The sequence below is a fragment of the Micromonospora sp. LOL_015 genome, assembly GCF_048060275.1.
Taxonomy (GTDB): domain Bacteria; phylum Actinomycetota; class Actinomycetes; order Mycobacteriales; family Micromonosporaceae; genus Micromonospora_E.
Genome location: NZ_JBHMIO010000013.1, coordinates 93,059 through 119,119, shown reverse-complemented (window position 1 = coordinate 119,119; position 26,061 = coordinate 93,059). Strand labels below are relative to the sequence as shown.

The following is a 26,061-nucleotide window of genomic DNA, read 5'->3' as shown; positions in this document are numbered from 1 at the left end:
TGAACCCCTGATGCCGAATCGTCACCCGCTGGGCCTGTTGCTGCTCGGTGCCGCCGGTGCCGTCGCCGCCCGCGTCGCACTGCGAACCGCCAAGCGGGTCGCACCAGGTAGCGGATTGGAGCGCACCAACTTCCGGGGCCGTTCGGTGAGCCTCGCCGGCGGCCCGGCGCTCGCTACGGCCGCGTCGACCGCCGCCGCGTTCGGGGCCGCGAGCCCGCCTGCCGCCGCAGCGGCGCTGGTCGCCGGTGCCGGTGCCGGAGCGGTCGGGCTCTACGACGACATCGTCGGCGCCCGACCGGAGCAGCGGGCGGACAAGGGCTTCGCCGGGCATCTCTCGGCGCTGCGGTCCGGCCGGGTGACCAGTGGGCTGGTCAAGATCGTGGGGGTCGGCGCCGCCGCCACCGCCGCGGCCGCGCTGCTCGCCGCGGACCGTCGGGACACCGCCCGCCGACCGGTCACCCGGGCGGCCGACATGCTGCTCGGCGCCGGCGTCATCGCCGGCACCGCCAACCTGGTCAATCTGTTGGACCTGCGTCCCGGGCGGGCGGCCAAGGCCGGGCTGCTGATCGCCGCCCCGTTGCTGGCCGGCCCGACGGCGGGCACCGCTGCGGGGACCAGCGGCGCGGTGCTCGGACTGCTCCGCGACGATCTCGACGAGCAGGTGATGCTCGGCGACTGCGGTGCCAACGCGCTGGGTGCCCTGCTCGGGGTAGCCGTCGCGCAGCGTACCGGGCCGGCCGGACGCGCGGCCGTGCTCGCCGTGCTCGCCGGGCTCACCGCAGCGAGCGAGCGGGTCAGCTTTACCCAGGTGATCGCGCGCACCCCCGGCCTGCGTGAGCTCGACGCCCTCGGCCGCCGGACACCCTGACCAGGACGCGGCAATGACCAACTCGGCGGTCGGCACCCGGGTCGCCGGTGCCGCGGCGCTGATCGCGGTGCTCACCGTGGCGAGCCGGCTGGCCGGGGTCGGCCGTACCGCCGTCTTCGCCTGGTCGGTGGGGCCGACCGCGCTGGGCGACATCTACCTCGCCGCCAACACGATCCCCAACATCATCTTCGAGATCGTCGCCGGGGGAGCGCTGGCCAGCCTCGTGGTGCCGCTGCTCGCCGGTGCGGTGGCCGCCGGCGACCGTAGCGGCGTGTCCGCGACCACGTCGGCGCTGCTCACCTGGACGCTGGCCCTGCTGATCCCGCTCGCGGTGCTGCTCGCGTTCGCGGCCGGGCCGATCGTGCGGCTGCTTGACGCCGACGCCGGTCCCGCGCAGATCGACGCCGGCACCCTGATGCTGCGGCTGTTCGCCCCGCAACTTCCCCTGTACGGGATCGCCGTGGTGCTCACCGGAGTGCTGCAGGCGCACCACCGGTTCGCCTGGCCGGTGATCGCCCCGCTGCTGTCCAGCGTCACGGTGATCGGCACCTACCTGACCTTCGCCGCCACCGAGGGACGGCTGGCCGACCTGCCCGGGGTGGGCGCGTCAGGCCAACTGCTGCTGGCCGCTGGTACCACCGGCGGAGTGGCCGTGCTGTCGCTGTGCCTGTTCGTGCCGCTGCGCCCGCTGGGTCTGCGGCTACGACCCGGCCTACGGTTCGTTGGCGCGGCCCGCGATGCGGTCGGCGGGCTGGCGGCGGCCGGCGCGGTCACTGTCGGCGCGCAGCAGCTCGCCATACTGGTCGCGGTCTGGCTCTGCTTCGCCGGTGGCGCGCCGCAGGGCAGCGTCGTGCTGTTCACGCTGGCCCAGACGGTGTTCCTGCTGCCCTGGTCGGTGCTCGCGGTGCCGTTGGCGACTGCGGCGTACCCGACCCTGGCCGCAGCCCACAACCACGGGGACATCGCCGGGTACCGATCAAACCTCGGTCCGGCCGTACGCGGCGTGGTCCTGCTCTGCTGTCTCGGCGCGGCCGTCCTGGTCTCGGTCTGCCTTCCGGCTGCGGCCTTTCTGGTCCCGGCCGGGCAGGCCGGGACGCTGGCCGCCGGCATCGCCGGCTTCGCTCCGGGCCTGATCGGCTACGGCATCTTCGCGATCGGCTCCAGGGCGCTGTACGCGGCCGGCCGTCCGGCGCCTGCCGCCGCAGCGGTGGCCGGCGGCTGGAGCTGCGTGCTGGTCGCCGCGCCGGTGCTGTCGCTGGTGCTGCCGGACCGTGACCGGGTCCCCGCCTTGGCGCTGGCCAACGCGCTCGGCATGTTGGTGATGGGGCTGCTGCTGGTCGCGGCGCTCCGCCGGGTCGGCGGTGGCGCGGTGCTGACCGGGCTCGGCCGTGCGACGGCGACTGGTCTGGTAGCCAGTGCCGCCGCGGCGGCTGCGGGCGCCGGCGTGGCGTACCTGACCGGGCCGGGGCCGACCACCCCGACCGTGCCCGGCGTGCTGCTGCAGGGCATGCTGTCCGGGGCGACCGGGTTGGCGGTCTTTCTCGCGGTGGCCCTGCCTGCGGACCGCCACGATCTGCGGCCGATGGTTGTTGGTGCGGTGCGCCGGACCTGGCGGCTGGCGGCCGGCCGGCGACGGGACGGGAAGGGGACGGAGTCGCGGTGAGTGATCCGACGGACGACCGCTGGAGGGGGGCGGTCCTGCTGCTGATCGGCTCCAGCACGGGCGGTATCGGCCAGCACGTCGCATCCCTGAGCCGCGGCCTTGTGTCGGGCGGGGCGCGGGTGACCGTGTGCGGTCCGCTCGCTGTCGAACAGCAGTTCCGGTTCACCGCGTCCGGTGCCCGGTTCGTCCCGGTGGAGATCCCGGCCAACCCGACCCTGGCCGACGTCCGCGCGGTGACCGCGCTCCGCCGCGTCCTCGCCGACGGGGCCGACGTCGTGCACGCGCACGGACTACGCGCCGGATTCGTCGCGGCGCTCGCCCGACCGTCCGCGCCGATCGTGGTGACCTGGCACAACAGCATTCTCGCCGGTGGACTGCGGGGGCGGCTCGCGCGGCTGGTCGAGCGGCGGGTGGCGCGGGTCGCCCAGGTGACCCTCGGCGCCTCCGCCGACCTTGTCGAGCGGGCGTTGGAACTCGGCGCGTCCGATGCCCGGCTCGGCCCGGTGGCGGCGCCGGAGTTACCCGCGCCGAGGCGCAGCCGTGCCGCGGTTCGCGCGGAGTTCGGTGTCGGCGCCCATCGACCCCTGGTGCTCTCGGTCGGCCGGCTGCACCCGCAGAAGCGCTACGACCTGCTGGTCGACGCCGCCGCCGGGTGGCGCGAACTGACCCCACCGGCGCAGGTGGTGATCGCCGGAACCGGGCCCAGCTACCTGTCCCTGGCGGCGCAGATCTCGGCGGTACGGGCACCGGTCACCCTGCTCGGCCACCGTCATGACGTGGCCGACCTGCTACTCGGTGCCGACCTGGCGGTCGTCAGCAGCGACTGGGAGGCTCGACAGCTGTTCGCCCAGGAGGCGTTGCGGGCCGGCGTACCACTGGTGGCGACCGCGGTCGGCGGGTTGCCCGAACTGGTCGGAGACGCCTGCCGGTTGATTCCGCCCGGCGACCTGGCCGCACTGGACGGCGCTGTGCGCGAGCTGCTGAGCGACCATCAGCAGCGGGCCGACCTGGCCGATCGTGGACCCCGGCAGGCCGCCGGCTGGCCGACCGACGCGGACAGTCTCGACCTGGTCCGCGCCGTCTACCGGGAGTTGACCGACGGGCGGGGCGTCACCGGCGTGCGGAAGGTAGCCGGCGGTCAGTCGGTGTCGGGCCGCCGCAACGGGCCGACCGACCGCGACGAACGACCCGTGGACGGGATCGGCTGATGCGTCACCGGGTCGTGCCGCTGCTGCTGATGTCGGTGCTGCTGGCCGCTGGCGTGGCGGCACTGGCCGGCCGGCCGGCAGTGGGCACCTCCGGCCGCAGCGCCGACTACGTGGTGATCGTCGGAGTTCCGGGCCTGCGCTGGGACGACATCGACCGGCGGACGACGCCGACGCTGTGGCGGCTGGCGGAGCAGGGCTCGATCGCCTCACTTTCGGTGCGATCTGCGCAGCGGCCGACCTGTCCGGCCGACGGCTGGGTCACCCTCGGCGCCGGCAACTACGCGGCGTACGACGGTACCACCGGCGACGGCACCTGCCCGCCGACGCAGATCGCCGTCGAGCAACCCGACGGCATCGGCGGATACCTGACCTCGCAGCCCGCGACCGTACGCCTCAACCAGGAACGTCTCGCCTGGGGCGCGGTGCCCGGCGCGTTGGCCGAGTCGGTGCGGTGCACGGTGGCTGTCGGGCCGGGTGCCGCGCTGACCGCCGCCCGGCCGTTCGGCCGGGTCGACCGCTACGAGCCGGAACTCCCGCAGGACCCGGCGGACCTGCTCGCCTCCTGCGTGCTGAGCGTGGTCGCCGCCGGAGTGGTCGCCGGTTCCGACCCGATCGAACGGGCCGCCGCCGCCCGGCAGGCCGACGCGACGCTGGCGCGGGTCCTGGCGGCCCGCCCGCAGCGTTCACTCGTGCTGGTCGCCGGGCTGGCCGACACCAGCGCACCGGCCCGGCTGCACGTCGCGATCGCCGACGGCCCCGGCTGGGACGTCGGCTGGATGACGTCGCCGACCACCGGCCGGGACGGCTACCTGCAGCTGGTGGACCTGGCGCCGACCGCGCTGCACGTGCTCGACCGGGACCAACCCGACGGGCTGTTCATCGGCCAGCCGGCGAGTTCGGTACCCGGCCGGCCGGAGGACCTCGCGACGGCGATCGCGTACCCGGCCGACGCCGACCGGGAGGCCCGCGCCCAGCGACGCGCCGCGGTCTGGTTCTTCGGCCTGCTCGCCGGGTTCCATACGGTCCTCGCCGTGGCCGTCGTACCGTTGCTGCGCCGGGTGCGACGCACCGCTGGGCGGCCCGGCCCGGATCCGGTCACCCGACGGGTCGACGCCGTCATGGAGGTGCTGCTGATCGCGGCCGCGCTCGTCATCCCGGCGGCGTTGCTGGCCGAGGTGGTGCCCTGGTGGCGCAGTGGCCAGCCCGGCCCTGCGTTGGCCGTGACCACGCTGCTGGCGGTCGCCGCCGCGACGGCGGCGGTCCGGTTCAGCCGTTCCTACCGGCACACGCTCGCCCCGATGACGCTGGTCGCCATGATCGCGGCGGCGGTCGTCGCCGCCGACGTGCTGACCGGGGCCCGGCTGCAGCTCAACGGCGTCACCGGGTACTCCGCCTCTGAAGGCGGTCGCTACGCCGGGCTCGGCACAGTGGGGCTGGGAGTGCTGATCGCCGGCACCCTGCTGGCCGCCGGTTGCCTGGCCCAGCGGGTCCGGCGTAGCTGGCGGGTGACGGTGGTGGTCACCATCGGTGGTGCAGCGGTGATCCTGGTCGGCAGCCCCTACCTGGGTGCCGACCCGGTAGGAGCGATCGCGTTGACCGCCGGGGTGGCGATCACGGCGGCGATCAGCACCGGTGGGTGGCTGAGCGTGCCCAAAGTGGCGTGGGCGACGATCGCGGGTCTGCTGGTGACCGCCGGCTTCGCACTGCTCGATCTGCAGCGGCCGGAGACCGAACGGGGCAGCCTGGGACGGTTCTTCACCGCACTGGCCGACGGCACCGGCGGTCTGACCCTGCACCGTTCCTCGGCGGCCAACATGTCGGCCCTGTTGAGCAGCCCGTTGACGGTACTGGCGCTGGTCGCCGCAGTACTCGTGTGGTTCGCCCTGCTGCAGCCGTGGGGCGGGCTGAAACGGCTGTTCGGCATCTACCCGGCGGTGCGGGCGGCGATGGCTGGCATCGCTGTGTCGTCGGTGATCGGCGGCGGACTCGCGGGTTCGGCGCTGGACGTGGCTGGTGCGGCGGCGGCGGTGACCGTGCCGCTGGCCGCGCTGGTGGCGTTGCGGGTGCTCGGGCACTCGGCGGACCGGACCAGACCGTCGACCGGCCCGCCGGGCTCGGCCGAGCAGACCACGGCGAAGGCACCCGACGAGGTCAGCGAGTCCGCTGTTTCGGCAGGTGTTACCGTGGAGTCCCGTGGATCGCGCCAGCAGCTTCATCAGTGACGCGCCGGTCTGCACGACCAGTCAGACGACCCACGGGAGCACGCCTTGGCCCCTTCGACACAGACGGTACGGCACATTTTCGTCACCGGGGGCGTCGCGTCCTCACTCGGCAAGGGGTTGACCGCATCCAGCCTGGGTAACCTGCTCAACGCCCGCGGACTCCGGGTGGTGATGCAGAAGCTCGACCCGTACCTCAACGTCGACCCCGGCACGATGAACCCCTTCCAGCACGGTGAGGTGTTCGTCACCGACGACGGCGCCGAGACCGATCTCGACGTGGGGCACTACGAGCGGTTCCTCGACCGTGACCTGTCCTGCAAGGCCAACGTGACCACCGGTCAGATCTACTCCGAGGTCATCGCCAAGGAACGCCGGGGCGAGTACCTCGGCGACACGGTGCAGGTGATCCCGCACATCACCAACGAGATCAAGGCCAGGATCCGGGCGATGGGGGAGCCCGACGAGCACGGGCTGATCCCGGACGTGGTGATCACCGAGGTCGGCGGCACCGTCGGAGACATCGAGTCGTTGCCGTTCCTGGAGGCGATCCGCCAGGTCCGCCACGATGTCGGCCGGGACCGCTGCTTCTACCTGCACGTGTCGCTGGTTCCCTATCTGGTGCCGTCCGGCGAGCTCAAGACCAAGCCGACGCAGCACTCGGTCGCCGCGCTGCGCAGCATCGGTATCCAGCCGGACGCGATTGTGTGCCGCTCCGACCGGGAGATCCCGGACAAGTTGAAGCACAAGCTGTCGCTCTACTGTGACGTGGACCGGGAGGCGGTCATCGCCGCCCCCGACGCGCCGAGCATCTACGACATTCCGAAGGTGCTGCACCGGGAGGGCCTCGACGCCTACGTGGTGCGCCGGCTGAGCCTGTCCTTCCGGGACGTGGACTGGACCAGTTGGGACGACCTGCTGGAGCGGGTGCACCATCCGCGACACACCGTGACCGTGGCGCTGGTCGGCAAGTACGTCGACCTGCCGGACGCGTACCTCTCGGTGACCGAGGCGATCCGGGCGGCGGGTTTTGGGCACCGTGCGCGGGTGCAGATCCGGTGGGTGCCCAGCGACGAGTGTGTCAGCCCGAACGGTGCCGCCGCCGCGCTCAGCGGGGTCGACGGGATCGTGATTCCGGGCGGGTTCGGGGTGCGGGGCATCGAGGGCAAGATCGGCGCGGCCCGGTACGGGCGAGAGAACGGTGTCCCGGTGCTCGGGCTCTGCCTCGGTTTGCAGTGCATGACGATCGAGGTGGCCCGCAACGGCGCCGGTCTGGCCGGTGCCAACTCCGCCGAGTTCGACGAGGAGGTCGAACACCCGATCATCGCGACCATGGCCGACCAAGAGCAGATCGTCGCCGGCAAGGGGGACATGGGCGGCACGATGCGGCTGGGCGGGTACCGGGCGTTGCTGGCCGAGGGCTCGATCGTCGCGCAGGCGTACGGGGCGACCGAGGTCAATGAGCGGCACCGGCACCGCTACGAGGTGAACAACGCGTACCGGGAGGTGTTGGAGAAAGCCGGGTTGCGGATCTCGGGCACCTCGCCGGACGGCCGGCTGGTTGAGTTCGTCGAGCTGGACCGGGCTGAGCACCCGTTCTTCGTGGCCACCCAGGCCCATCCGGAGCTGAAGAGCCGCCCGACCCGGCCGCATCCGTTGTTCCACGCCTTCGTCGGTGCCGTGATCACCTATTCGGAGGCCGACCAGTTGCCGGTGGATCTGGTGCCGGCCCCCGGAGGCCGGGCCTGATGCGGGAGCATGAGCCGGACGCCGAAGACGGCTCGGGTGGTCACGTCTACCAGGTGTTGTCGCGGATCGACCGGTTCTCCGGCCCGGTCTTCTCGGTGGTCAGTGACGAGGTGACGATGCCAGGCGGCGGTGTGGCCAGGCGCGACTACGTACGGCACGTCGGCGCGGTCGCAGTGGTCGCGCTCGACGAGGCCGGACGAGTGGTGCTGATCCGTCAGTACCGCCACCCGGTGGGCCGGCAACTGTGGGAGCTACCCGCCGGCCTGATCGACGTCGCCGGGGAGGAACTGCCCGCCACCGCCCACCGGGAGCTCGTCGAGGAGGCCGACCTGACCGCCGGTCGACTCGACCTGCTCGTCGACGTGCACCCGTCGCCGGGATTCTCGGACGAGACGGTCCGGATCTTCCTCGCCCGGGACCTTACCCCGGTGCCGGAGCAGGACCGGCACCACCGCCACGACGAGGAGGCCGAGCTGCAGATCCGCCTCGTCGACCTCGACGAGGCGGTCCGGATGGTGCTGGCCGGCGAGATCACCAACGGTCCGGCGGTGGCCGGTCTGCTGGCTGCCGCCTGCGCCCGGCAGACAGGGTGGGCGGCGCTGCGCGCCGCCACCGAACCTGCCTCGCGCCCGCCCGGCGGCGCGGCACGCTGACCCGGTGTACGCCGAACGGCGGCCGGGGCGGATGTCGCCCGACCGCCGTTCGGCTTGTCGCAATCTCCGCTCGGCGACCGGCCGGATCCGCCGGGGTCGCCGAGCAATCGGGTGGTCAGTCGCGCAGCGGTCGCCCCTGGGCGTCGGTGCCGCCGTTGACCAGGACGAGAATCCCGTCGATCAGGCCCCAGAGCGAACCGAGGCCACAGGTGACGACGCTGACGACCAGCTGGAGTACGGCGATCTTGGTATGGCCTGTGTAGAACCGGCCGACGCCGAAGCCGCCCAGCAGGATGCCGAGAACCCGGCGATGATCTTGCTTTTGTCGGAGACGCCACCGGCGCCAGGATGCTGAGGAAAGGTCATGAAGCGGCAATGTAGTGACCTTGGTCCAGGTCGTCGCAGCGAAAGTCCGGATGCTGGGAAAACCCGTGAACGGGTGCTACCTGGTGGTCTCGGACCTTCGCTCTGTGTAGCCAGCTGGCCGGTGGCTGCGTGGGATGACACACCGTCAAGCCGCGCCGCCATCGACTGTCAACGTGCGGACTGTCGGACCCGTCGACCGGATCTAGACTTCGCCGGGAGACAAGTTCGGGCAGCGTGGCCCGCGGAAAGGTGACGGCGACGTGAAGGTTGGCATTCCCCGCGAGGTCAAGAACCACGAGTACCGGGTGGCGATCACCCCGGCCGGGGTGCACGAGTTCACCCGGGCCGGTCACCAGGTGACGGTGGAGACTGGCGCCGGCGTCGGGTCCTCCATCACCGACGACGAGTTCGCCGCCGCCGGGGCGAGTATCGCCCCGAGCGCCGACGATGTCTGGGCAAGCGCCGACCTGGTACTCAAGGTGAAGGAGCCGGTCGCCGAGGAACACCACCGGATGCGTTCCGGCCAGGTGCTCTTCACCTACCTGCACCTTGCGGCGTCGCGGGAGTGCACCGACGCCCTGCTGCGGCAGCGGGTCACCGGAATCGCGTACGAGACGGTGGAAAACGCCGACCGGTCCCTCCCGCTGCTCGCACCGATGTCCGAGGTCGCCGGTCGGCTGGCCGCGCAGGTCGGCGCGTACCACCTGATGCGTCCCGGCGGCGGGCGCGGCGTGCTGATGGGCGGGGTCCCCGGCGTCTACCCGGCGAAGGTGGTGGTCATCGGGGCCGGGGTGTCCGGGATGAACGCGGCGGCGATCGCGGCCGGGATGCATGCCGACGTCCTGCTGCTCGACCGGGAGATCAGCAAGCTGCGTCAGGCGGACGCGATCCACCAGGGGCGGATGAAGACGGTCGCGTCGAACACCTACGAGGTCGAACGGGCGGTGATCGACGCGGACCTGGTGATCGGCGCGGTCCTGGTGCCCGGGGCGAAGGCACCCAGGATCGTCACCAACGAACTGGTGTCCCGGATGAAGCCCGGCAGTGTGCTCGTCGACATCTCGATCGACCAGGGTGGCTGTTTCGAGGACTCCCGGCCCACCACCCACGCCGAACCCGTCTACCCGGTCCACGACTCGGTCTTCTACTGCGTGGCGAACATGCCGGGCGCCGTCCCGCACACCAGCACCTACGCGTTGACCAACGTCACCCTGCCGTACGCCCTCGAACTCGCCAACCGGGGCTGGCGCGACGCGCTGCGCCACGATCGGGCTCTCGCCGCCGGTCTGAACACCCACGACGGCGAGATCACCTCCGGCCCGGTGGCCGAGGCACACGGCCTGAGCAGCCGGTCGTTGGCCGAGGTGCTGGGCTGACCGGCGACGCGCCGCCACCGACGGTGCCGCCGGCCCCCGCGCTGCGGCACGCGGTCCGCAGCTACCTGGATCACCTGACCGTCGAACGCGGGCTGTCCCAGCACACCCTCCGGTCGTACCGGCGCGACCTGGACCGATACCTCGGCACCCTGGCGAACCTGGGGATCGACGAGCTGGCCAAGGTGGGGTCGGCGCAGATCACCGGGCACCTCGCCGCGATGCGGTCCGGCGCAGATGGGCAGCCGCCGCTGTCGGCCGCGTCCACCGCCCGGGCCGCCAGCGCCATCCGCGGGCTGCACCGGTTCGCCGTCCGGGAGGGACACGCCGACTCCGACGCCGGCCGCGATGTCCGTCCCGCCGTCCCGCCGCGTCGGCTGCCCCGGGCGCTCGACCTCGACCAGATCGAACGGCTGCTGGCCGCCGCCGGGGCCGTGGACGGTCCGGTGCCGCCGTTGGCCGTACGCGACCGGGCACTGCTGGAGTTCCTCTACGGCACCGGGGCGCGGATCTCCGAGGCGGTCGGTGCCGCCGTCGACGACCTCGACCTGGCCACCGGGGCGGTCCTGCTCCGCGGCAAGGGCGGCCGGCAGCGGGTGGTCCCGGTCGGTGGGTACGCGGCCGACGCGCTGCGGGCGTACCTGACCCGGGTGCGGCCGGCCCTCGCGGCGGCGGGCCGGGGCAGCCCGGCCGTCTTCCTCAACGCGCGGGGCGGGCAGCTGTCCCGGCAGAGCGCGTGGACGGTGCTGCGGCGCGCCGCCGAACGCGCCGGGCTGCCGGTGAGCGGGGCGCATCCGGTTTCCCCGCACACCCTGCGGCACTCGTACGCCACCCATCTGCTCGACGGCGGCGCGGACGTACGGGTGGTCCAGGAACTGCTCGGGCACGCGTCGGTGACCACCACCCAGGTCTACACTCTGGTGACCGTCGACCGGCTCCGCGAAATCTACGCCACCTCCCATCCGCGGGCCCGTCATTGACCCGCTCCGCGTGCCTACGGTTGATCCGTGGGCGGGTGCGGGTGAGGCCGCCGGGCGTACCCGGGCAAGCCGGGTCGACACGCCGGACCGGTGTCCGCCGCACCCCAGCCGGGTGGCGTACAGTCGGGCAACGGCGCGGCTTTCGTACGGCGGCAGGCGAAGGCCCCGCAGCGGCGACGCCGCTGCAGACGCCGGTCGGCTCCGGCGCCGAGCAGTCGTCGGGAGGGGGCGCACAGGACATGGCGGGCAACGGTGACCGTGCCGAGGCGTGGACCTCGACGCTCCGCGAACAACAGGCGGGGCTCGATCTGAGCGCGGAGCTCGGTCCCGCCGATCCGACCGCCTACACCATGCGCAAGCCGATCCCCGAGCCGATGCCGACCGACCGGCACGGCCCGGCGCGGATCATCGCGATGGCCAACCAGAAGGGCGGCGTCGGCAAGACCACCACGACGATCAACCTCGGTGCCGCGTTGGCCGAGTACGGACGCCGGGTGCTGCTGGTCGACTTCGACCCGCAGGGCGCGTTGTCGGTCGGGCTCGGGGTCAACCCGCACAACCTTGATCTGTCGGTCTACAACCTGCTGATGCAGGACGACGTCACCGCCGAGGACGTGCTGATCAAGACCGACGTCGCCGGTCTGCACCTGCTGCCGGCCAACATCGACCTGTCGGCCGCAGAGATCCAGCTGGTCAACGAGGTCGCCCGGGAGATGGCCCTGGCCCGGGTGCTCAAGTCGATCCGCAAGGAGTACGACTTCGTTCTGATCGACTGCCAGCCCTCGCTCGGTCTGCTGGCGATCAACGCGCTCACCGTGGCGCACGGTGTGCTGATCCCCCTGGAGTGTGAGTTCTTCAGCCTGCGCGGGGTGGCGCTGCTGCTGGACACCATCGACAAGGTCCGCGAGCGGCTCAACTTCGACCTGGAGCTGGAAGGCATCCTCGCCACGATGTACGACAGCCGCACCACCCACTGCCGGCAGGTGCTGCAGCGGGTGGTCGAGGCGTTCGGCGACAAGGTCTACCAGACGGTCATCACCAAGACGGTGAAGTTCCCCGAGTCGACGGTGGCCGGCGCGCCGATCACCAGCCTCGACCCGGCCTCGTCTGGGGCCCGCAACTACCGGCAGCTGGCCCGTGAGGTCATCGCGCACCAGGCGGAGCGCTAACCTGCGGTGCAGCTCGTCGAGCAGGTGGACTACGGTCGACGGGTGAGCGCTCCGACGGTCGACGCGACAGCTGGGCAGGTGGCCGATACGGCACCCGGCTCCGGCGACGCCGCCGGGGTGGCCCGGCCCGGCGAGAGCACCGGATTCACCGTCCGGCTGGACAACTTCACCGGCCCGTTCGACCTGTTGCTGCAACTCATCGGGAAACACAAGCTGGACGTAACCGAGGTGGCGTTGCACCAGGTCACCGACGAGTTCATCGGCTACATCCGGGCGATGGGCGACGACTGGGACCTGGACGAGGCCAGTGAGTTCCTGGTCGTCGCGGCGACCCTGCTCGACCTCAAGGCGGCCCGGCTGCTGCCCGCCGCCCAGGTCGAGGACGAAGAGGATCTAGCTCTGCTGGAAGCCCGGGACCTGCTGTTCGCCCGGCTGTTGCAGTACAAGGCGTTCAAGGAGGCCGCGGGGCACATCGCCGAGCTGGAGACCGCCGGGGCCCGCCGCTATCCCCGCTCGGTCACCATGGAGGAGCGGTACGCGCAGGCGCTGCCTGAACTGGTGCTCGGTGTCGGTCCGGAGCGGCTCGCGAAGCTCGCGATCAGGGCGATGACGCCACGCGTCGCACCGGTCGTCTCCATCGACCACGTGCACCAGATCCGGGTGAGCGTGCGGGAGCACGCCACTCTGTTGCGTGACCGGCTGCGCCGGATGGGCACCGCGACGTTCCAGACGCTGTGCCTGGACTGCGAGTCCACCCTGGAGGTCGTCGCACGCTTCCTCGCGCTGCTGGAGCTCTACCGGGAGGGTCTGGTCGGCTTCAGCCAGGAGCAGGCCCTGGGAGATCTGACCGTACGCTGGACCGGGGGCGCCGACGGCGGCGGGGAGCTCACCATCGACGAGTACGCCGGCCACCCGGAGGAACGGGACGCCGCGGCGGCACCGCCCGCCCAGCCGGACACCGTCCAGGAGGAGACCTCGTGAGCACCGACGAGCAGCCTGACTCGCTCGCCGAGCAGGCGGCCGCCTGGGTTCCACCGTGGGCTCGGGCCCCCGTACCAGCGGAGCGTGCCCCCGCGCCCGAACCGGAGCAGCCGCCGGCCCCCGAGCCTGAACCGGTGTCGGTCGCTGAGCCGGCACCAGCTACTGAGCCGACCCCGGTGGTTGAGCCGTCGCCGGTCCGACCGGAGGCGCTGGCGTTGCTCGACGACGGCGAGCTGCGCGCCGCGCTCGAAGCAATCATGCTCGTGATCGACGAACCCGTCGCCGAGGTGGTTCTGGCCCAGGTGCTGGAGCAGCCCACCGACCGGATCGCCGCGGTCCTCGCCGACCTTTCCGCCGGCTACACCGCGGCCGGTCACGGCTTCGACCTGCGCCGGGCGGCTGGCGGCTGGCGGCTCTACACTCGTCCGGAGTACGCACCGTACGTGGAGCGGTTCGTGCTCGACGGGCAGTCGGCGCGGCTGACCCAGGCCGCGCTGGAGACCCTCGCTGTGGTCGCCTACAAGCAGCCGGTGACGCGCGGTCGGGTCTCCGCGATCCGGGGTGTCAACTGCGACGGGGTGATCCGTACCCTGTTGTCCCGTGGCCTGATCGAGGAGTGCGGCAGCGAGCCGGAGTCCGGCGCCTACCTCTACCGCACCTCGACGCTGTTCCTGGAGAAACTGGGGTTGGACAGCGTCGAGGAGCTACCCTCGCTCGCGCCGTTCCTGCCCGACGACGTGGAAGAGATTGCCGATGCCCAGCGATGACGACAGCGGTGTCCAGCGTCTGCAGAAGGTGCTCGCCACCGCCGGGGTCGGCTCGCGGCGGGCCTGCGAGGATCTGATCTTCCGACGCCGGGTGACGGTCGACGGACGCATCGCTCAACTCGGTGACAAGGTCGACCCGCGTACGGCGGTCATCCACGTCGACGGCGAACGGGTCGTCGCCGACCACCGGCTCGCCTATCTGGCGATGAACAAGCCCCGCGGTGTCGTTTCCACCATGGCAGACGAAAAGGGGCGTACCGCGTTGTCGGACCTGCTCGACCGGGTCGACCAGCGGGTCTACCACGTCGGCCGGCTGGACGCGGACAGTGAGGGACTGTTGCTGCTGACCAACGACGGCACGCTGGCGCATCGCCTGATGCATCCGTCGTACGGGGTGCCGAAGACGTACCTGTGTGAGATCGCCGGCCCGGTGCCCCGGGCGGTCGGCCGCCGGCTGCTCGCCGGTGTCGACCTCGACGACGGGCCGGCCAAAGTGGACAAGTACGCGCTGCTGGACACCCTGGGTCGCACCGCGCAGGTTGAGGTGGTGCTGCACGAGGGGCGCAACCACATCGTGCGTCGGCTGTTCGACGAGGTGGGGCACCCGGTCTCGCGACTGGTGCGGACCGCCATCGGGCCGATCCGGCTCGGTGACCTGCGGCCGGGGCGGACCCGGCGGCTGAACAACGCGGAGGTCGCCGCCCTGTTCGCGGCCGTCAGTGACTAACCAGGCATGATGGACCCGGAAAGCGGGCACTCGGCAGGTGCTCTCGTGGATGCTCCCGGGACTGCCGGGGCCGGTGGTGCGGAAGAGAGGAAACCGACGGTGGCTGAGCAGGTACGGACCGGGCACTTCGTGGTGGCGGTGGATGGTCCGTCCGGATCCGGCAAATCCACCGTTTCCCGGCGACTGGCCACCGCGACGGGCGCCCGCTATCTGGACACCGGGGCGATGTACCGGGCGATCACCTGGGCGGTGCTCCGGTCTGGCGTCAATCCGCACGACACGCCCGGGGTCGTCAAGGTCGCGTCGGACGTCGCCTTGACCGTCGGCACCGATCCGGCGGCACCGCATATCAGTGCGGACGGCGTCGCGGTGGACGTCGAGATCCGCAGCCAGGAGGTCACCTCCGCAGTGTCCGCGGTGGCCGCCGTGCCTGCGGTACGCGAACGGCTGGTCGCCGAGCAGCGCGCGTTGATCGACCAGCCGGCCCCGATCGTCGTCGAGGGCCGTGACATCGGCTCCGTCGTCGCACCCGACGCCGACCTCAAGGTCTACCTCACCGCTTCGGCCGAGGCCCGGGCGATGCGGCGCAGTGCCGAGACCGCCGCCGACGTGGCGGCGACAGCGGCGGCGCTGGCCCGCCGCGACCGGCTCGACTCGACCCGGGCCGCCGACCCGTTGCAGCAGTCCGCCGACGCGGTCGAGCTGGACACCACCGGGATGGGCATCGACGAGGTCGTCGACCGGCTCCGTGAGCTGCTCGCAGCCCGGACGACCCGGTGAGCGCCGAGGCGGTTCCGGACGAGCGGACCGGGCCGGCTGCCCCGGTCCCGGTGGTCGCCGTCGTCGGGCGTCCCAACGTCGGCAAGTCCACACTGGTCAACCGGATCATCGGCCGCCGGCAGGCGGTGGTGGAGGACACCCCGGGCGTGACCCGGGACCGGGTACCGTACGACGCCAACTGGTCCGGCCGGCAGTTCGTCGTCGTCGACACCGGCGGCTGGGAGCCGGATGCCCGCGACCGCGCCGCCGCGATCGCCGCCCAGGCCGAAGCTGCGGTGGCCACCGCGGACGTCGTCCTGTTCGTCGTCGACGCCACGGTCGGCTCGACCGACGTCGACGAGGCCGCGGTCAAGATGCTGCGACGCAGCGCAAAACCGGTCCTGCTGGTCGCCAACAAGGCCGACAACATGTCCGTCGAGTTGGAGTCGGCCGCCCTGTGGTCGCTCGGCCTGGGGGAGCCGTACCCGGTCTCCGCGCTGCACGGCCGCGGGTCCGGTGATCTGCTCGACGCGGTCCTCGACGCGTTGCCTGATCCGCCGCCGGTCACCGAGCCGGGTGGGCCGCGTGGCCCTCGCCGGGTCGCCCTGGTCGGCCGGCCGAACGTCGGCAAGTCGAGTCTGCTCAACCGGCTCGCCCGGGAGGATCGGGCCGTCGTCGACTCCGTCGCGGGCACCACCGTCGACCCGGTGGACAGCATCGTCGAGATCGGCGGTGAGCCCTGGCAGTTCGTCGACACCGCTGGGCTGCGCAAGCGCGCAAACCGGGCCAGCGGCACCGAGTACTACGCCAGCCTGCGTACCGCCGGTGCGATCGAAGCGGCCGAGGTGGCGGTCGTCCTGCTCGACGCCAGCGAAGTCCTGAGCGAGCAGGACCAGCGGGTGTTGTCGATGGTCGTCGAGGCCGGCCGGGCGCTGGTGATCGCGTTCAACAAGTGGGACCTGGTCGACGCCGACCGGCGATACTACCTGGAGAAGGAGATCGAGCGGGATCTCCGGCGCATCCCGTGGGCGATCCGGGTGAACATCTCCGCCCGGACCGGCCGGTCGGTGGAGCGGCTCGCCCCGGCGCTGCGGACCGCCCTAACCAGCTGGGAGACCCGGATCCCGACCGGCCAGCTCAACCAGTGGATCACCGCCCTGGTGCAGGCCACCCCGCACCCGGTACGCGGCGGCCGCGCACCGCGCATCCTGTTCGCCACCCAGGCCGGCGTGGCGCCGCCCCGGTTCGTGCTGTTCACCACCGGCCCGCTCGACGCCGGCTATCAGCGGTTCGTCGAGCGCAAGCTGCGGGAGGAGTTCGGCTTCGAGGGGACCCCGATCGAGGTCACGGTGCGCCCGCGCAAGCAGGTGGGTCCCGGCGGGCGGGGCAAGGCCCACGGCTGAGACCCGTTGCCGGTACGGCTGTCGTGGCCGTCGGGTGGGGCCACGGAGTCCTGGCCGACCGGTGCGCTACGCTGTACCGGCTGCCGCTGGCGTTGTGTCGGCGGAGGCGGGACGTGGCGCAGCTTGGTAGCGCACTTGACTGGGGGTCAAGGGGTCGTCGGTTCGAATCCGGCCGTCCCGACAGTTGCTAAAGAAGCCGCTGACCAGGAGTAATCTCTGGTCAGCGGCTTCTAATGCACTGTGCCTCGGTAGGAGATTGCTGATCTAGACCCGTCGTTCGCACATGCGGTTGAGTGACTTGCGTTGCGGGTCCGGGCGCCTCACCGGTCGGGCATACCGTCGCGTGCCGACCGCGACCGGGTGACGATCTCGAGTACGGCTGGGCGGTGCTCGTTGAGGAAGAAGTGCCCGCCGGTCATCGTGTGGATGGTGACGCCCGCGGTGGTGTGCCGGCGCCACGCGTCGGCCTCGTCCGGGGTGGTCGTCGGGTCGGCGGTGCCGGTCAGTACCGTCACCGGGGCGGAGATCGTCACGTCCGGGGCGCACCGGTAGGTCTCGATCGCACGGTAGTCGTTGCGGATCGCCGGCAGCAGCAGCGCCCGCATCTCCGGTCGGCGAAGACCCGGCTGTCGGAACCGTCGAGGGCCGTCAGTTCGGCGATGAGGCCGTCGTCGTTGAGAGTGTGTACGCGTTCATCGCGGTGCCGGGACGGAGCGCGGCGGCCGGAGACGAAGAGCCGGCGAGGAGTGAGCCCCAGCCGGTTCTCCAGCCGTCGTGCCACCTCGAAGGCGACGGTCGCGCCCATGCTGTGTCCGAAGAGGGAGACGTCGCCGCCGAGGTCGGGCAGGGCGGCGAGCGCGTCGAAGGCTCCGTCTGCGAGGTCGGCGACGGAATTGGCGAAGGGCTCGTCGTGGCGCTCCATGCGACCGGGGTACTGCACGGCGAGAACCGCGACGGCGGGGCCAGGGCGACCGAGTGCCGGAAGTAGAAGCTGGCGCTGCCACCGGCGTGCGGGAGGCAGATCAGGCGCGGCGCGTCCACCGCCGCCGAGTGGTAACGGCGAATCCAGGCACCTGCGGTGATCGATGTCATGGGTGTCAGGATGCGGTCCAGGCTTCGCGGGCGCCAGTGCCGGCTAGTCGAGCCGCTCCGCCAGGATCTCCACGGCCAGGGCGGTGGCTGCGACCACGTCCGCCACCTGCTGCATGCTGACCGTTTCGGGGACATCGCCGGCCCGGTGGTAGTGCGGGTTGCGGAAGTTGGCCGTGTCGGTGATTTGGACCGCGGGCAGATCGGCGTCCCAGAACGGCAGGTGGTCGCTGCGCGCGAAGTGCTGGGTGAACGGCACGAAACGGCCAAGCAGCGGCCCCAGCACAGGGAGGTCGGTGGGTGCGCGGAGCAGAATAGTGCCGGTCGGGCCGGCCAGCTGGGTCAGGGCGGCCGCGAACAGCGTCGCCATCGTACGACTGGACCGCTGGTAGAGCACGGCAGCGAAGTCCGCTCGCTGCCCGTCGCGCCGAATTCGCTTGATCTGCCCAGGGTAGAGCAGGCCGAGCCCGGTCGGCAGATGTTGGCTGCCGGGCTCCGTGCTAGCGAATCCGAGCATCTCGAACACATAGGCGCCGACCACCTTCCGCCTGGCAACCGACATCTGCCGCACCAGGTGACGGGCACCGTGAAAGCCGAGTTCCTCGTGGTCGACCGCGACGAGCAGCACCGTACGGCGGAACCGTGTCCCACCCAGCAGTCGTGCCAGTTCCAGTAGTCCGACCACGCCGGTGCCGTTGTCGTCGGCGCCGCCGGTGCCTGGAACCGTGTCGTGGTGGGCGAGGACCAGGACCACCTCGGAGAGCTCGCCCTCCTTGGCGGCGACGATGTTGACGCCGTCGATGTCCACGTCGGTCAGGACGTCCTCGTACCGCCCGCTCGGCCCCCACTGGGGGACACCCCGCGCGTGAAACCGGTCGAGTCGGGCCGTCCAGCCCGCTGCCGCGAAACGGTCCCGTAGGTCACCGTCCAGCTCGGCGCAGGCGTCCGGGGTGAGCACCCGGACCCGGGGTGCCGGGAGTGTCCGGAGCTCGTGTCGGAGCGCGTCGGCGTCGACGGTCGCGCGCAGCTCGCGCACACGTTCGACCTGCCCGGGGTCGAGAACGGGTAGGCGAGGTTCGGCTGCTCCAAAGATGATCAACCTTACATCGGTGGACGTCAGCGTATCCAGTTGACAGTGAGTGCGCCGGCATAACATTTATGAGCATCTATCGATGGTGCGTTCGCTGTCTTCCCTTCGGACGATCCACCACGCTGCGCTGCCCGGTGCCACCCGTGCCGCGCCACACCGGGACACCTCGCGCTTCAGGCCACCCGGGGTGGTCGACCGTAGGTGACAGCGCGCCCTGTCGATCCGTCCGCACGTCAGTGGAGGAGAGCCAGCACATGCGTTAACACCGGTACCGGTCCCGGCTGTGGTCAGCCGCGACCGTGACGGCCGTCATCGCCGGAAGCGGAGTGGCCGTCACGGCCGCGTACGCTGCCGTCGGATGCGGCGTCACCTACTCCGTCGCCTCGCAGTGGCCGGGTGGCTTCACGGCCAGCGTGGCCGTCACCAACCTCGGTGACCCGGTCAGCTCGTGGACGTTGACCTGGAGCTACGGCAACGGTCAGCAGATCACCCAGGCGTGGAACGCCACGGTGTCGCAGAGCGGTGGACAGATCACTGCCCGCAACGCCAGCTACAACGGCAACATCGCTACCGGGGCGACTACGTCGTTCGGCTTCAACGGGTCGTGGAACGGCAGCAACACCGCCCCGACCAGCTTCGCGCTCAACGGCACCACCTGTACGGGGTCGCCCACCGACCCCACCACCCCTCCACCCACGACCGCGCCGCCGTCCAGTCCACCGCCGACCACCGCGCCGCCGCCGATGCCGCCCGGCGACCCGGCCTGGGGCACTGCGCTGCCACCGGCGAGCGCGCCCAGGAGCCGGGCGTACGAACTGATCGCCACCGCCAACGAGAAGGGCTACCTGCCGCGGGCCGGCGAGTGCTCGGTCGAGATCCACGCCCGGTACTGGACCTACGGCCCAGACGGCAAGGTCTACCCGACCTGGCACCCGAGCGGCTGCTATTTCGGCCACGAACACGGTGACGATCCGCGGACCTCGGACCTGTACGGCACCGCAGGCTGGCCGGCCTTCGGCTACACCAGCGAGGTCATGCTGGACAACATGCCCGACCACAGTCACCGCCACGAGGACCACGTCGGGCACAAGGTACTGGTGGTGAACAACAGCAACGTCATCCAGGGGGACCACGGCACCAGCTTCTTCCCACCGGAGCGGCCCACGATCGCCGTCTGCGACGTCTTGCTGAAGTTCCACCAGGGTACCCACTCGCCGGACGCGTTCACCAACAACGTCCACGAGCTGCTGTTCAACCAGCGCTGCGTCGGGAGCAACGGTGGCCCGGTCACCGAGGCTCGATACAACGCGATGATCCCGCTTGGCCGACCCGGCGGCTTCAGCCCCAGCGAATGCCCCGGCTTCGGTCGTCCGCTCATCGACGTCGCACCCCCGGTGCCGGCGGACTCGCCGTCGGACACCCGATCGCTGAGCCGGTTGATCGCCGAGAACGGCTGTATCGACGCGATCCGGGAAGGTCGTACGCATTTCGACCCGCTCTACCCCAACCCGGTGCCGTTCACGGTTTCCGACATGGACGACTTCTGGTTCTCCGACGTGCGGGTGACGGGCTCCGGGCTGGACTTTCACCTCGCGCGGCTGTTCTACGTCGTCAATCCCTCCCGGTACTACGACCCGACACTGCCGAACAGGATGGGCCGGATCGTGGACCTGTGCTACACCGACCTGGTCGGTGGCGACTACTGCGCCGAGGCTCGACAGGTGACCCAGCAGACCGGCCAACAGGTCGCCTGGGGCGATCCCCGATCGCCGTTCAAGGGCACCCTGCGCGAGTACCGGCCCGGCACCTTCTCGGTGCGCAACAGCGGGCCATCCACGGTCTACACAGACGTGTACGGACGCAACGCCTCCACCACGCCGTTCGCCGGCTGGTAACACCGGAAGCGAGATGTACGTCCGAGGATCCATCAAGGACTACGCGGCGACCGGAGTCCACGCCCCGAACTGACACCTCTGACCCGGGCACCTCCGGCCGCGGTACGCCGTGAGCCGGCCGGCACCGCACAGGGCGGGCCATCGGCGAAACCGATGGCCCGCCCGTCGTCTGCGCCCGACACGTCGGCCGGGCAACGCCGGAGAAGCACCGCAGCCGCCAGCCGTAAGAATCTTGACAACGTTCCGCCACAGCCGACGTCTCGCAGAAGAGGTCGGCACATGTCTGTGCCAGTGCCCAGGGGCATCCTCGTCGAGAGACCTGGCTGACCATGGTGCCCGCCGCGGTCGAGGCCCGCCGGACCCGACACCGGCCGATGGCCGCGCTGTTCACCGGCGCGGCGGTGACCCACGTGTCGATGGTCGGTGCGAGCACGGTGAGCACTCTCGTCGGGGCGCAGTTGCTCAGCCCGCTGTGGAGCGGCATACCGAACGCGGCCGGAATCGTCGGCTCCGCCGTCGGCACCCTGACGCTCGCCGCCGTGCTGGCCAGACGTGGCAGCCGTACCGCGCTCGTGTTGGGCTACCTGGTCGCGGCCGTCGGTGCGGTCGTCGCGGGCGGCGCCGTGCTGGCCGACGCGGCGGGCCCGCTGATGGTCGGCATGCTGCTGCTCGGTGTCGGCAACGGCGCAGCGCAGCTGGCCCGGTACTGCGCGGCGGACCTGTACCCGCCCGACCGCAGGGGTTTCGCGGTCGGCGTCGTCGTCTGGGCGGGTACCGTCGGCGCGTTGGCCGGGCCCAACCTGATCGCGCCACTCGCGCGGTTCTCCGCCGGGCTGGGTCTGCCGCCGCTCGCCGGGCCGTACCTCCTGGCGCTGGTCGGTGCGGGTGCCGCGGCAGCGGCGTCGGCGACCCTGCCGACGACCCGGGCCGGTACGCGGCGCGCTGCCCTGACGCCCGGTGACACGAAGCCGGGTGCCGTGTCGGTCGGGGTGTGGCGACGTCCGGTGGTCCGTACCGCGGTGGTGTCGATGACCGCCGGCCAGGTGTCGATGGTCGCCGTGATGACAATGGCGCCGTTACACATGGACATGCACGGTCACGACCTTGGCGCGGTAGGTGCGGTGGTCAGCTCGCACCTGCTCGGCATGTTCCTGCTGGCGCCGCTGTCCGGGCACATCGTCGACCGGTTCGGGGCACGGACGGCGATCCTCGCCGGCATCGGGTTGATCGCCCTGTCCACGATGGTCGCATTGGTGCCGGCGGCCGCAAGCGCGCAGCTGTACGTCGCGCTGTTCCTACTCGGTTCCGGCTGGAACCTCACCTTCGTCGGCGGCAGCGGCCTGCTCACCCAGTCGTTGACACTCGCCGACCGCCAGCACGTCCAGGGGGCGTGGACGCGGTCGCCTGGGGAGCCTCGGCGGTGGCCAGCGTCGGTGCCGGAATGGTGCTCGGCACCGTCGGGTACCCGGTGTTGGCGGTCAGTGCCGGTGCGGCGGTGCTGCTCCCGTTGTTCCTGCTGGCCCGGGCGGATGGCCCGGCGGCCGCCCCGTCCTCCGGCGGAGCCGAAGACCCGCCGGACCGGCACGGCGGGCAGCCGTGCTGTTAGCGCCGCCGGCCAGCCGTGCCGCTAGCGTCCGCCGGGCCGGGGCGGCCGGTCAACCGGGCGCGGAGCGTTGCCGTCGGCCGGTCCCAACGTGGTCATGTCGACGACGAGGTCGGCTCGGTCTCGACCGGCCCCGATCAACCGGGCGTTCGGGTCGTCGACCGTGGCTACCCAGGCGCGGGCGGCGGCGGGTGACTTGCCGAACTCGACGTGCCGGCGGATGAGACGGTCCCGCCGTACGTCGTCGTCGAGTTGGCAGAACCACACCTCGGCCAGCAGCGCACGTACCGCCGGCCAGGGCTCTGCGTCCGCGAGCAGGTAGTTTCCTTCGGTGACGACCAGCCGTACCGGTGGGTCCACCGCGATGGTGCCGGCCACCGGTTGTTCGAGGTCACGTTCGAAACCCGGCGCCCAGACGGTCCGATGCCGCTCGGTCCGCAGCCGGTGCAGCAGGGCGAGGTAGCCGTCACCGTCGAAGGTGTCGATGGCGCCCTTGCGGTCGCGCCGGCCGAGCCGGTCCAGTGCCGCGTCGGACAGGTGGAAGCCGTCCATCGGCACCAGCGCCGCCGGAACCCCGACCTGCCGCAGCCCGGCGACCAGCAGTGCCGCCAGCGTCGATTTGCCCGCCGCCGGGCAGCCGGTGATGCCGAGCAGGAGTCGGCCGTCGCGGGGGACAAGCCGGTGGGCACGTGCGACGAGTTCATCGAGCATGCACCAGCTTAAGCAGCGCCGGGGAGCCGTTGGCCGACTCCCCGGCGGACACGGGTATCCGCTGCCGGCCCTCGACCCATTGACATCGAGACTGCAGGTAGTTAACACTGTCGATTCAATCCGGCAATCGCGCGGCAATCGTACCGGGTGCCGTGTTAGCGATAACATCGGATGATCTGGATACCTGTCGCCTGCGGCGTCGCTGCCGTCCGGTGCCCGGCAGTGCCACGTCGTGCGCCAGCACGTAGGCGGCGGACCGCCGGCGCTGGCCGGACCCGACCAACTCCAACTGAAGGAGACCCGATGCCGAGGACCCTTGCCCGGCTCAGCGCCGTCCTCGCCGCCGCCTGCCTGCTGTTCACCTCATGGTCGGTGACCGCGGCGAGACCGGCTGCCGCCCTCGACCCGTTCACCGGATACCTGTTGGCCCACTTCACCGGGGAGTCGACCAACGGCGAGCAGATCTATCTGGCGCACAGTACCGACGGGCTGCACTGGACCGACCTCAACAACGGCAGCCCGGTCCTGATATCCACAGTGGGCACCCGTGGCGTGCGGGACCCGGTCCTGGTCCGCTCACCGGCCGGCGACCGGTACTGGATCATCGCCACCGATCTGCGGATCGCCAGCGGAACGTCGTGGAACGACGCCGCCAACCGGGGCAGCACCTCGATCGTCGTCTGGGAGTCCACCGACCTGGTCAACTGGTCGGCACCGTGGCTGCTCAACGTCGCCAACGGTATCGCGGGCGCCGGCAACGCCTGGGCACCGGAGGCGATCTACAACCCGGCGACCGGTGACTACGTCGTCTACTGGGCGACCAACTCGGCCCGCAACGGGGTCACCAAGCACCGCATCTGGTACGCGCGGACCAGCGACTTCCGTACCATCGGTGCTCCGCAGCTGTACATCGATCGGGGTAGCGGCCAGGGCATCATCGACACCCAGATCATCGAGGTCCCGAACAGCGTCGGCGGCTACCGCTACTACCGGGCGTCGGCCGACGGTCACATCACCATCGAGGCGAGCAACTCGATCCTCGGTAACTGGACGACCCTCGGCAACCTGTCGCACCTGGGCATCTCCAACGGCACCGGCGGCGGCAACGTCGTCGAGGGCCCGATGTGGGCCCAGTTCAACGGCCGTGACGAGTGGGTGCTCTGGCTTGACCAGTACGCCACCGGCCGCGGCTACCTGCCGGTCACCTCGACTAACCTGGGCGGCACGGGCAACTTCCGGACCCGGTCGGACTACAGCATGGGCGGCAGCCGCAAGCGGCACGGATCGATCCTCAACCTGACCGCGGCCGAGCAGTCCAGGGTGCTTGCCCGCTGGGGCACGACCACCCCGGTGAACCGAATTCAGTCGTACAACTACCCGGACCGCTACGTGCGGCACGCCAACTTCGACGTGCGCATCGACGCCAACGTCAGCCCGGCCCAGGACGCGCAGTTCCGGCTGGTGCCCGGCCTGTCCGGCGGCTCGGGGTACGTCTCGATCGAATCGGTCAACTATCCGGGCCACTACCTGCGGCACTACGCGTTCGACTTCGAGTTGGCACCCGACGACGGCTCGGCGGTCTTCGCCGCCGACGCCACCTTCCGCCGGGTCGTCGGCCTGGCCGACGCCGGATGGTCGTCGTTCCAGTCCTACAACTTCCCGGACCGCTACATCCGGCACTACGGCTACCAACTGCGCCTCGAGCCGATCGCCGACGCGCAGGCACGCGCCGACGCCACCTTCCGCGTCACCGGCTGACCCGGTGGCCCACACTGACCTGGTGCAGAAGCAGACAGCGCCGGTACGGTCCGCCGTAGTGGTCAACCCTACGAAGGTTACTGACCTCGACGTCCTGCGAGCGGCGGTCGACGCGAGCCTGGCCGAAGCCGGCTGGGCGGCACCGATCTGGCTGGAGACGACGGTCGCCGAACCGGGGCGGACGCAGGCCCGGGACGCGGTCGCGGCCGGGGTTGACGTCGTGTTCGCCTGCGGCGGCGACGGCACCGTGATGTCGTGTGTCGCCGGTCTGGTCGGCACCGACGTGGCGCTCGCCATCCTGCCGGCCGGCACCGGTAACCTGCTCGCCGCCAACCTGGGGCTGTCGACCGACCTCGCGGCCGGGCTGGAGGTCGCGGTGGAACGGCAGACCCGCCGGCTCGACGTCGGTCGGCTCGACGACGAGCGCTGCTTCGTGGTGATGGCTGGCATGGGGTTCGACGCGAGCCTGCTGGCCGCCACCTCCGAGCAGGCCAAGGCACGGATCGGCTGGCTGGCGTACGTTGCCGGCGCCGTGCGGCACCTGCGGGACCGGCCGGTGCCGGTGCAGGTCCAGATCGACGACCAGCCGCCGGTACGGTCCCGGGCCCGCACCGTGCTGGTGGCCAACGTCGGCCGGCTGCAGGGCGGGATGACCCTGCTGGCCGACGCCGAACCCGACGACGGTCTGCTCGACGTCGCCGTGCTGACGCCACGGACGCTGCGGCACTGGCTTGCGCTGGCCTGGGCACTGGTACGGGGTCGGCGACGGGTGCCGCGGATGCAGGTGTACCGGGGGCGCGAGGTGTCGGTGGTCAGTGACCGCGACCAACCCCGCGAGCTCGACGGCGACCTGATCGAACCCGGCGCCACGCTGCGGGTGACGGTCCAGCCGGCGGCGTTGCTGCTGTGCGTGCCGCGTCCGGCGGATGACCCGGACCTGTCGGTGGACGCCGGCGCCGCCGCGCGGCGCGGCACGGCGCTCGTCGAACGTACCCGTGACGCGCACTGACCGGCCCGGGGCGTGGCCGCC

The 26,061-nt window shown here is 71.5% G+C and carries 19 protein-coding genes, 1 tRNA gene and 3 pseudogenes; 19 read left to right on the top strand and 4 right to left on the bottom strand.

All coding sequences use genetic code 11. From position 1 onward, the window contains the following. The first annotated feature begins 10 nt into the window (after window positions 1-10). The 6 genes and pseudogenes from ACFHWU_RS13835 to ACFHWU_RS13810 all read left to right on the top strand — a co-directional run bounded on the left by ACFHWU_RS13835 (window position 11) and on the right by ACFHWU_RS13810 (window position 8,360). Window positions 11-868: a hypothetical protein gene (locus tag ACFHWU_RS13835; protein WP_416555045.1), complete on the top strand. Its 858-nt coding sequence runs from the start codon at window positions 11-13 to the stop codon at window positions 866-868. Between the two features lie 13 nt (window positions 869-881). Then, window positions 882-2,531, top strand: a complete 1,650-nt coding sequence (murJ, locus tag ACFHWU_RS13830; RefSeq protein ID WP_416590723.1) for a murein biosynthesis integral membrane protein MurJ — start codon at window positions 882-884, stop codon at window positions 2,529-2,531. Further along, window positions 2,528-3,739 (top strand): glycosyltransferase family 4 protein, encoded by a 1,212-nt coding sequence (locus tag ACFHWU_RS13825; RefSeq protein WP_416590721.1) that lies wholly within the window; start codon window positions 2,528-2,530, stop codon window positions 3,737-3,739. The genes murJ and ACFHWU_RS13825 overlap by 4 nt, the downstream gene beginning before the upstream one ends. Then, window positions 3,739-5,856: pseudogene (locus tag ACFHWU_RS13820) on the top strand (hypothetical protein); the annotation flags it as partial. The gene ACFHWU_RS13825 and the pseudogene ACFHWU_RS13820, both read left to right, overlap by 1 nt. Before the next feature lie 150 nt (window positions 5,857-6,006). Next, the gene (locus ACFHWU_RS13815) at window positions 6,007-7,707 is read left to right on the top strand and encodes a CTP synthase (protein ID WP_416568275.1); all 1,701 of its coding nucleotides are present in this window, start codon (window positions 6,007-6,009) and stop codon (window positions 7,705-7,707) included. Further along, on the top strand, window positions 7,707-8,360 hold the full coding sequence (locus ACFHWU_RS13810) for an NUDIX domain-containing protein (protein WP_416555053.1): 654 nt from the start codon (window positions 7,707-7,709) through the stop codon (window positions 8,358-8,360). Before ACFHWU_RS13815 ends, ACFHWU_RS13810 begins: the two co-directional genes overlap by 1 nt. A 115-nt stretch (window positions 8,361-8,475) precedes the next feature. Here ACFHWU_RS13810 and ACFHWU_RS13805 read toward each other — a convergent pair. Further along, window positions 8,476-8,726 (bottom strand): annotated as a pseudogene (locus ACFHWU_RS13805) (NINE protein). A gap of 260 nt (window positions 8,727-8,986) precedes the next feature. On the opposite strand from ACFHWU_RS13805, the gene ald reads away from it, so the two are divergent. The 9 genes from ald (at window position 8,987) to ACFHWU_RS13760 (ending at window position 17,066) form a co-directional block, all read left to right on the top strand. Continuing rightward, a complete protein-coding gene (ald, locus tag ACFHWU_RS13800; RefSeq protein ID WP_416555055.1) occupies window positions 8,987-10,102 on the top strand; it encodes an alanine dehydrogenase in 1,116 nt (371 codons plus the stop codon). Next, window positions 10,099-11,079, top strand: coding sequence for a site-specific tyrosine recombinase XerD (locus ACFHWU_RS13795; protein WP_416555214.1), 981 nt, complete (start codon window positions 10,099-10,101; stop codon window positions 11,077-11,079). The genes ald and ACFHWU_RS13795 overlap by 4 nt, the downstream gene beginning before the upstream one ends. Window positions 11,080-11,318: 239 nt before the next feature. Continuing rightward, complete coding sequence (locus ACFHWU_RS13790) at window positions 11,319-12,248, top strand: ParA family protein (protein WP_416555057.1); 930 nt, start codon at window positions 11,319-11,321, stop codon at window positions 12,246-12,248. 42 nt (window positions 12,249-12,290) lie between these two features. After that, a complete protein-coding gene (locus ACFHWU_RS13785) occupies window positions 12,291-13,229 on the top strand; it encodes a segregation and condensation protein A (protein WP_416555059.1) in 939 nt (312 codons plus the stop codon). After that, window positions 13,226-13,996: an SMC-Scp complex subunit ScpB gene (gene scpB / locus ACFHWU_RS13780; RefSeq protein WP_416590719.1), complete on the top strand. Its 771-nt coding sequence runs from the start codon at window positions 13,226-13,228 to the stop codon at window positions 13,994-13,996. The genes ACFHWU_RS13785 and scpB overlap by 4 nt, the downstream gene beginning before the upstream one ends. Further along, the gene (locus ACFHWU_RS13775) at window positions 13,983-14,723 is read left to right on the top strand and encodes a pseudouridine synthase (protein WP_123601318.1); all 741 of its coding nucleotides are present in this window, start codon (window positions 13,983-13,985) and stop codon (window positions 14,721-14,723) included. Before scpB ends, ACFHWU_RS13775 begins: the two co-directional genes overlap by 14 nt. 99 nt (window positions 14,724-14,822) lie before the next feature. Continuing rightward, window positions 14,823-15,503, top strand: coding sequence for a (d)CMP kinase (gene cmk, locus ACFHWU_RS13770; RefSeq protein ID WP_416555063.1), 681 nt, complete (start codon window positions 14,823-14,825; stop codon window positions 15,501-15,503). Next, window positions 15,500-16,885 carry a ribosome biogenesis GTPase Der gene (der, locus tag ACFHWU_RS13765; protein ID WP_416590717.1) on the top strand — a complete coding sequence of 462 codons (1,386 nt, stop codon included), beginning with the start codon at window positions 15,500-15,502 and terminating at the stop codon, window positions 16,883-16,885. The genes cmk and der overlap by 4 nt, the downstream gene beginning before the upstream one ends. Before the next feature lie 107 nt (window positions 16,886-16,992). Beyond that, window positions 16,993-17,066: transfer RNA gene (locus tag ACFHWU_RS13760), tRNA-Pro, on the top strand. A 139-nt stretch (window positions 17,067-17,205) separates the two neighbouring features. Here the strand turns inward: ACFHWU_RS13760 and ACFHWU_RS13755 are convergent. Together ACFHWU_RS13755 and ACFHWU_RS13750 are read right to left on the bottom strand one after the other, a co-directional pair. Beyond that, window positions 17,206-17,906: pseudogene (locus ACFHWU_RS13755) on the bottom strand (thioesterase II family protein). Window positions 17,907-18,020: 114 nt separating this feature from the next. Next, window positions 18,021-19,010 (bottom strand): M20/M25/M40 family metallo-hydrolase, encoded by a 990-nt coding sequence (locus ACFHWU_RS13750; protein WP_416555069.1) that lies wholly within the window; start codon window positions 19,008-19,010, stop codon window positions 18,021-18,023. A gap of 380 nt (window positions 19,011-19,390) precedes the next feature. Between ACFHWU_RS13750 and ACFHWU_RS13745 the strand changes: the two genes are divergently transcribed. Next, window positions 19,391-20,959 (top strand): cellulose-binding domain-containing protein, encoded by a 1,569-nt coding sequence (locus ACFHWU_RS13745; RefSeq protein WP_416590714.1) that lies wholly within the window; start codon window positions 19,391-19,393, stop codon window positions 20,957-20,959. A gap of 329 nt (window positions 20,960-21,288) precedes the next feature. After that, a complete protein-coding gene (locus ACFHWU_RS13740; protein WP_416590713.1) occupies window positions 21,289-22,590 on the top strand; it encodes an MFS transporter in 1,302 nt (433 codons plus the stop codon). On the opposite strand, the gene ACFHWU_RS13735 is transcribed toward ACFHWU_RS13740, so the two are convergent. Next, a complete protein-coding gene (locus ACFHWU_RS13735; protein WP_416555077.1) occupies window positions 22,587-23,273 on the bottom strand; it encodes a nucleoside/nucleotide kinase family protein in 687 nt (228 codons plus the stop codon). The genes ACFHWU_RS13740 and ACFHWU_RS13735 overlap by 4 nt on opposite strands. Before the next feature lie 303 nt (window positions 23,274-23,576). Between ACFHWU_RS13735 and ACFHWU_RS13730 the strand changes: the two genes are divergently transcribed. Both ACFHWU_RS13730 and ACFHWU_RS13725 read left to right on the top strand, forming a co-directional pair. Then, window positions 23,577-25,031: a glycoside hydrolase family 43 protein gene (locus ACFHWU_RS13730; protein ID WP_416590711.1), complete on the top strand. Its 1,455-nt coding sequence runs from the start codon at window positions 23,577-23,579 to the stop codon at window positions 25,029-25,031. 22 nt (window positions 25,032-25,053) lie between these two features. Then, entirely contained in the window at window positions 25,054-26,040 is a 987-nt protein-coding gene (locus ACFHWU_RS13725) for a diacylglycerol/lipid kinase family protein (RefSeq protein ID WP_416555081.1), read from the top strand. Window positions 26,041-26,061: the final 21 nt, after the last annotated feature.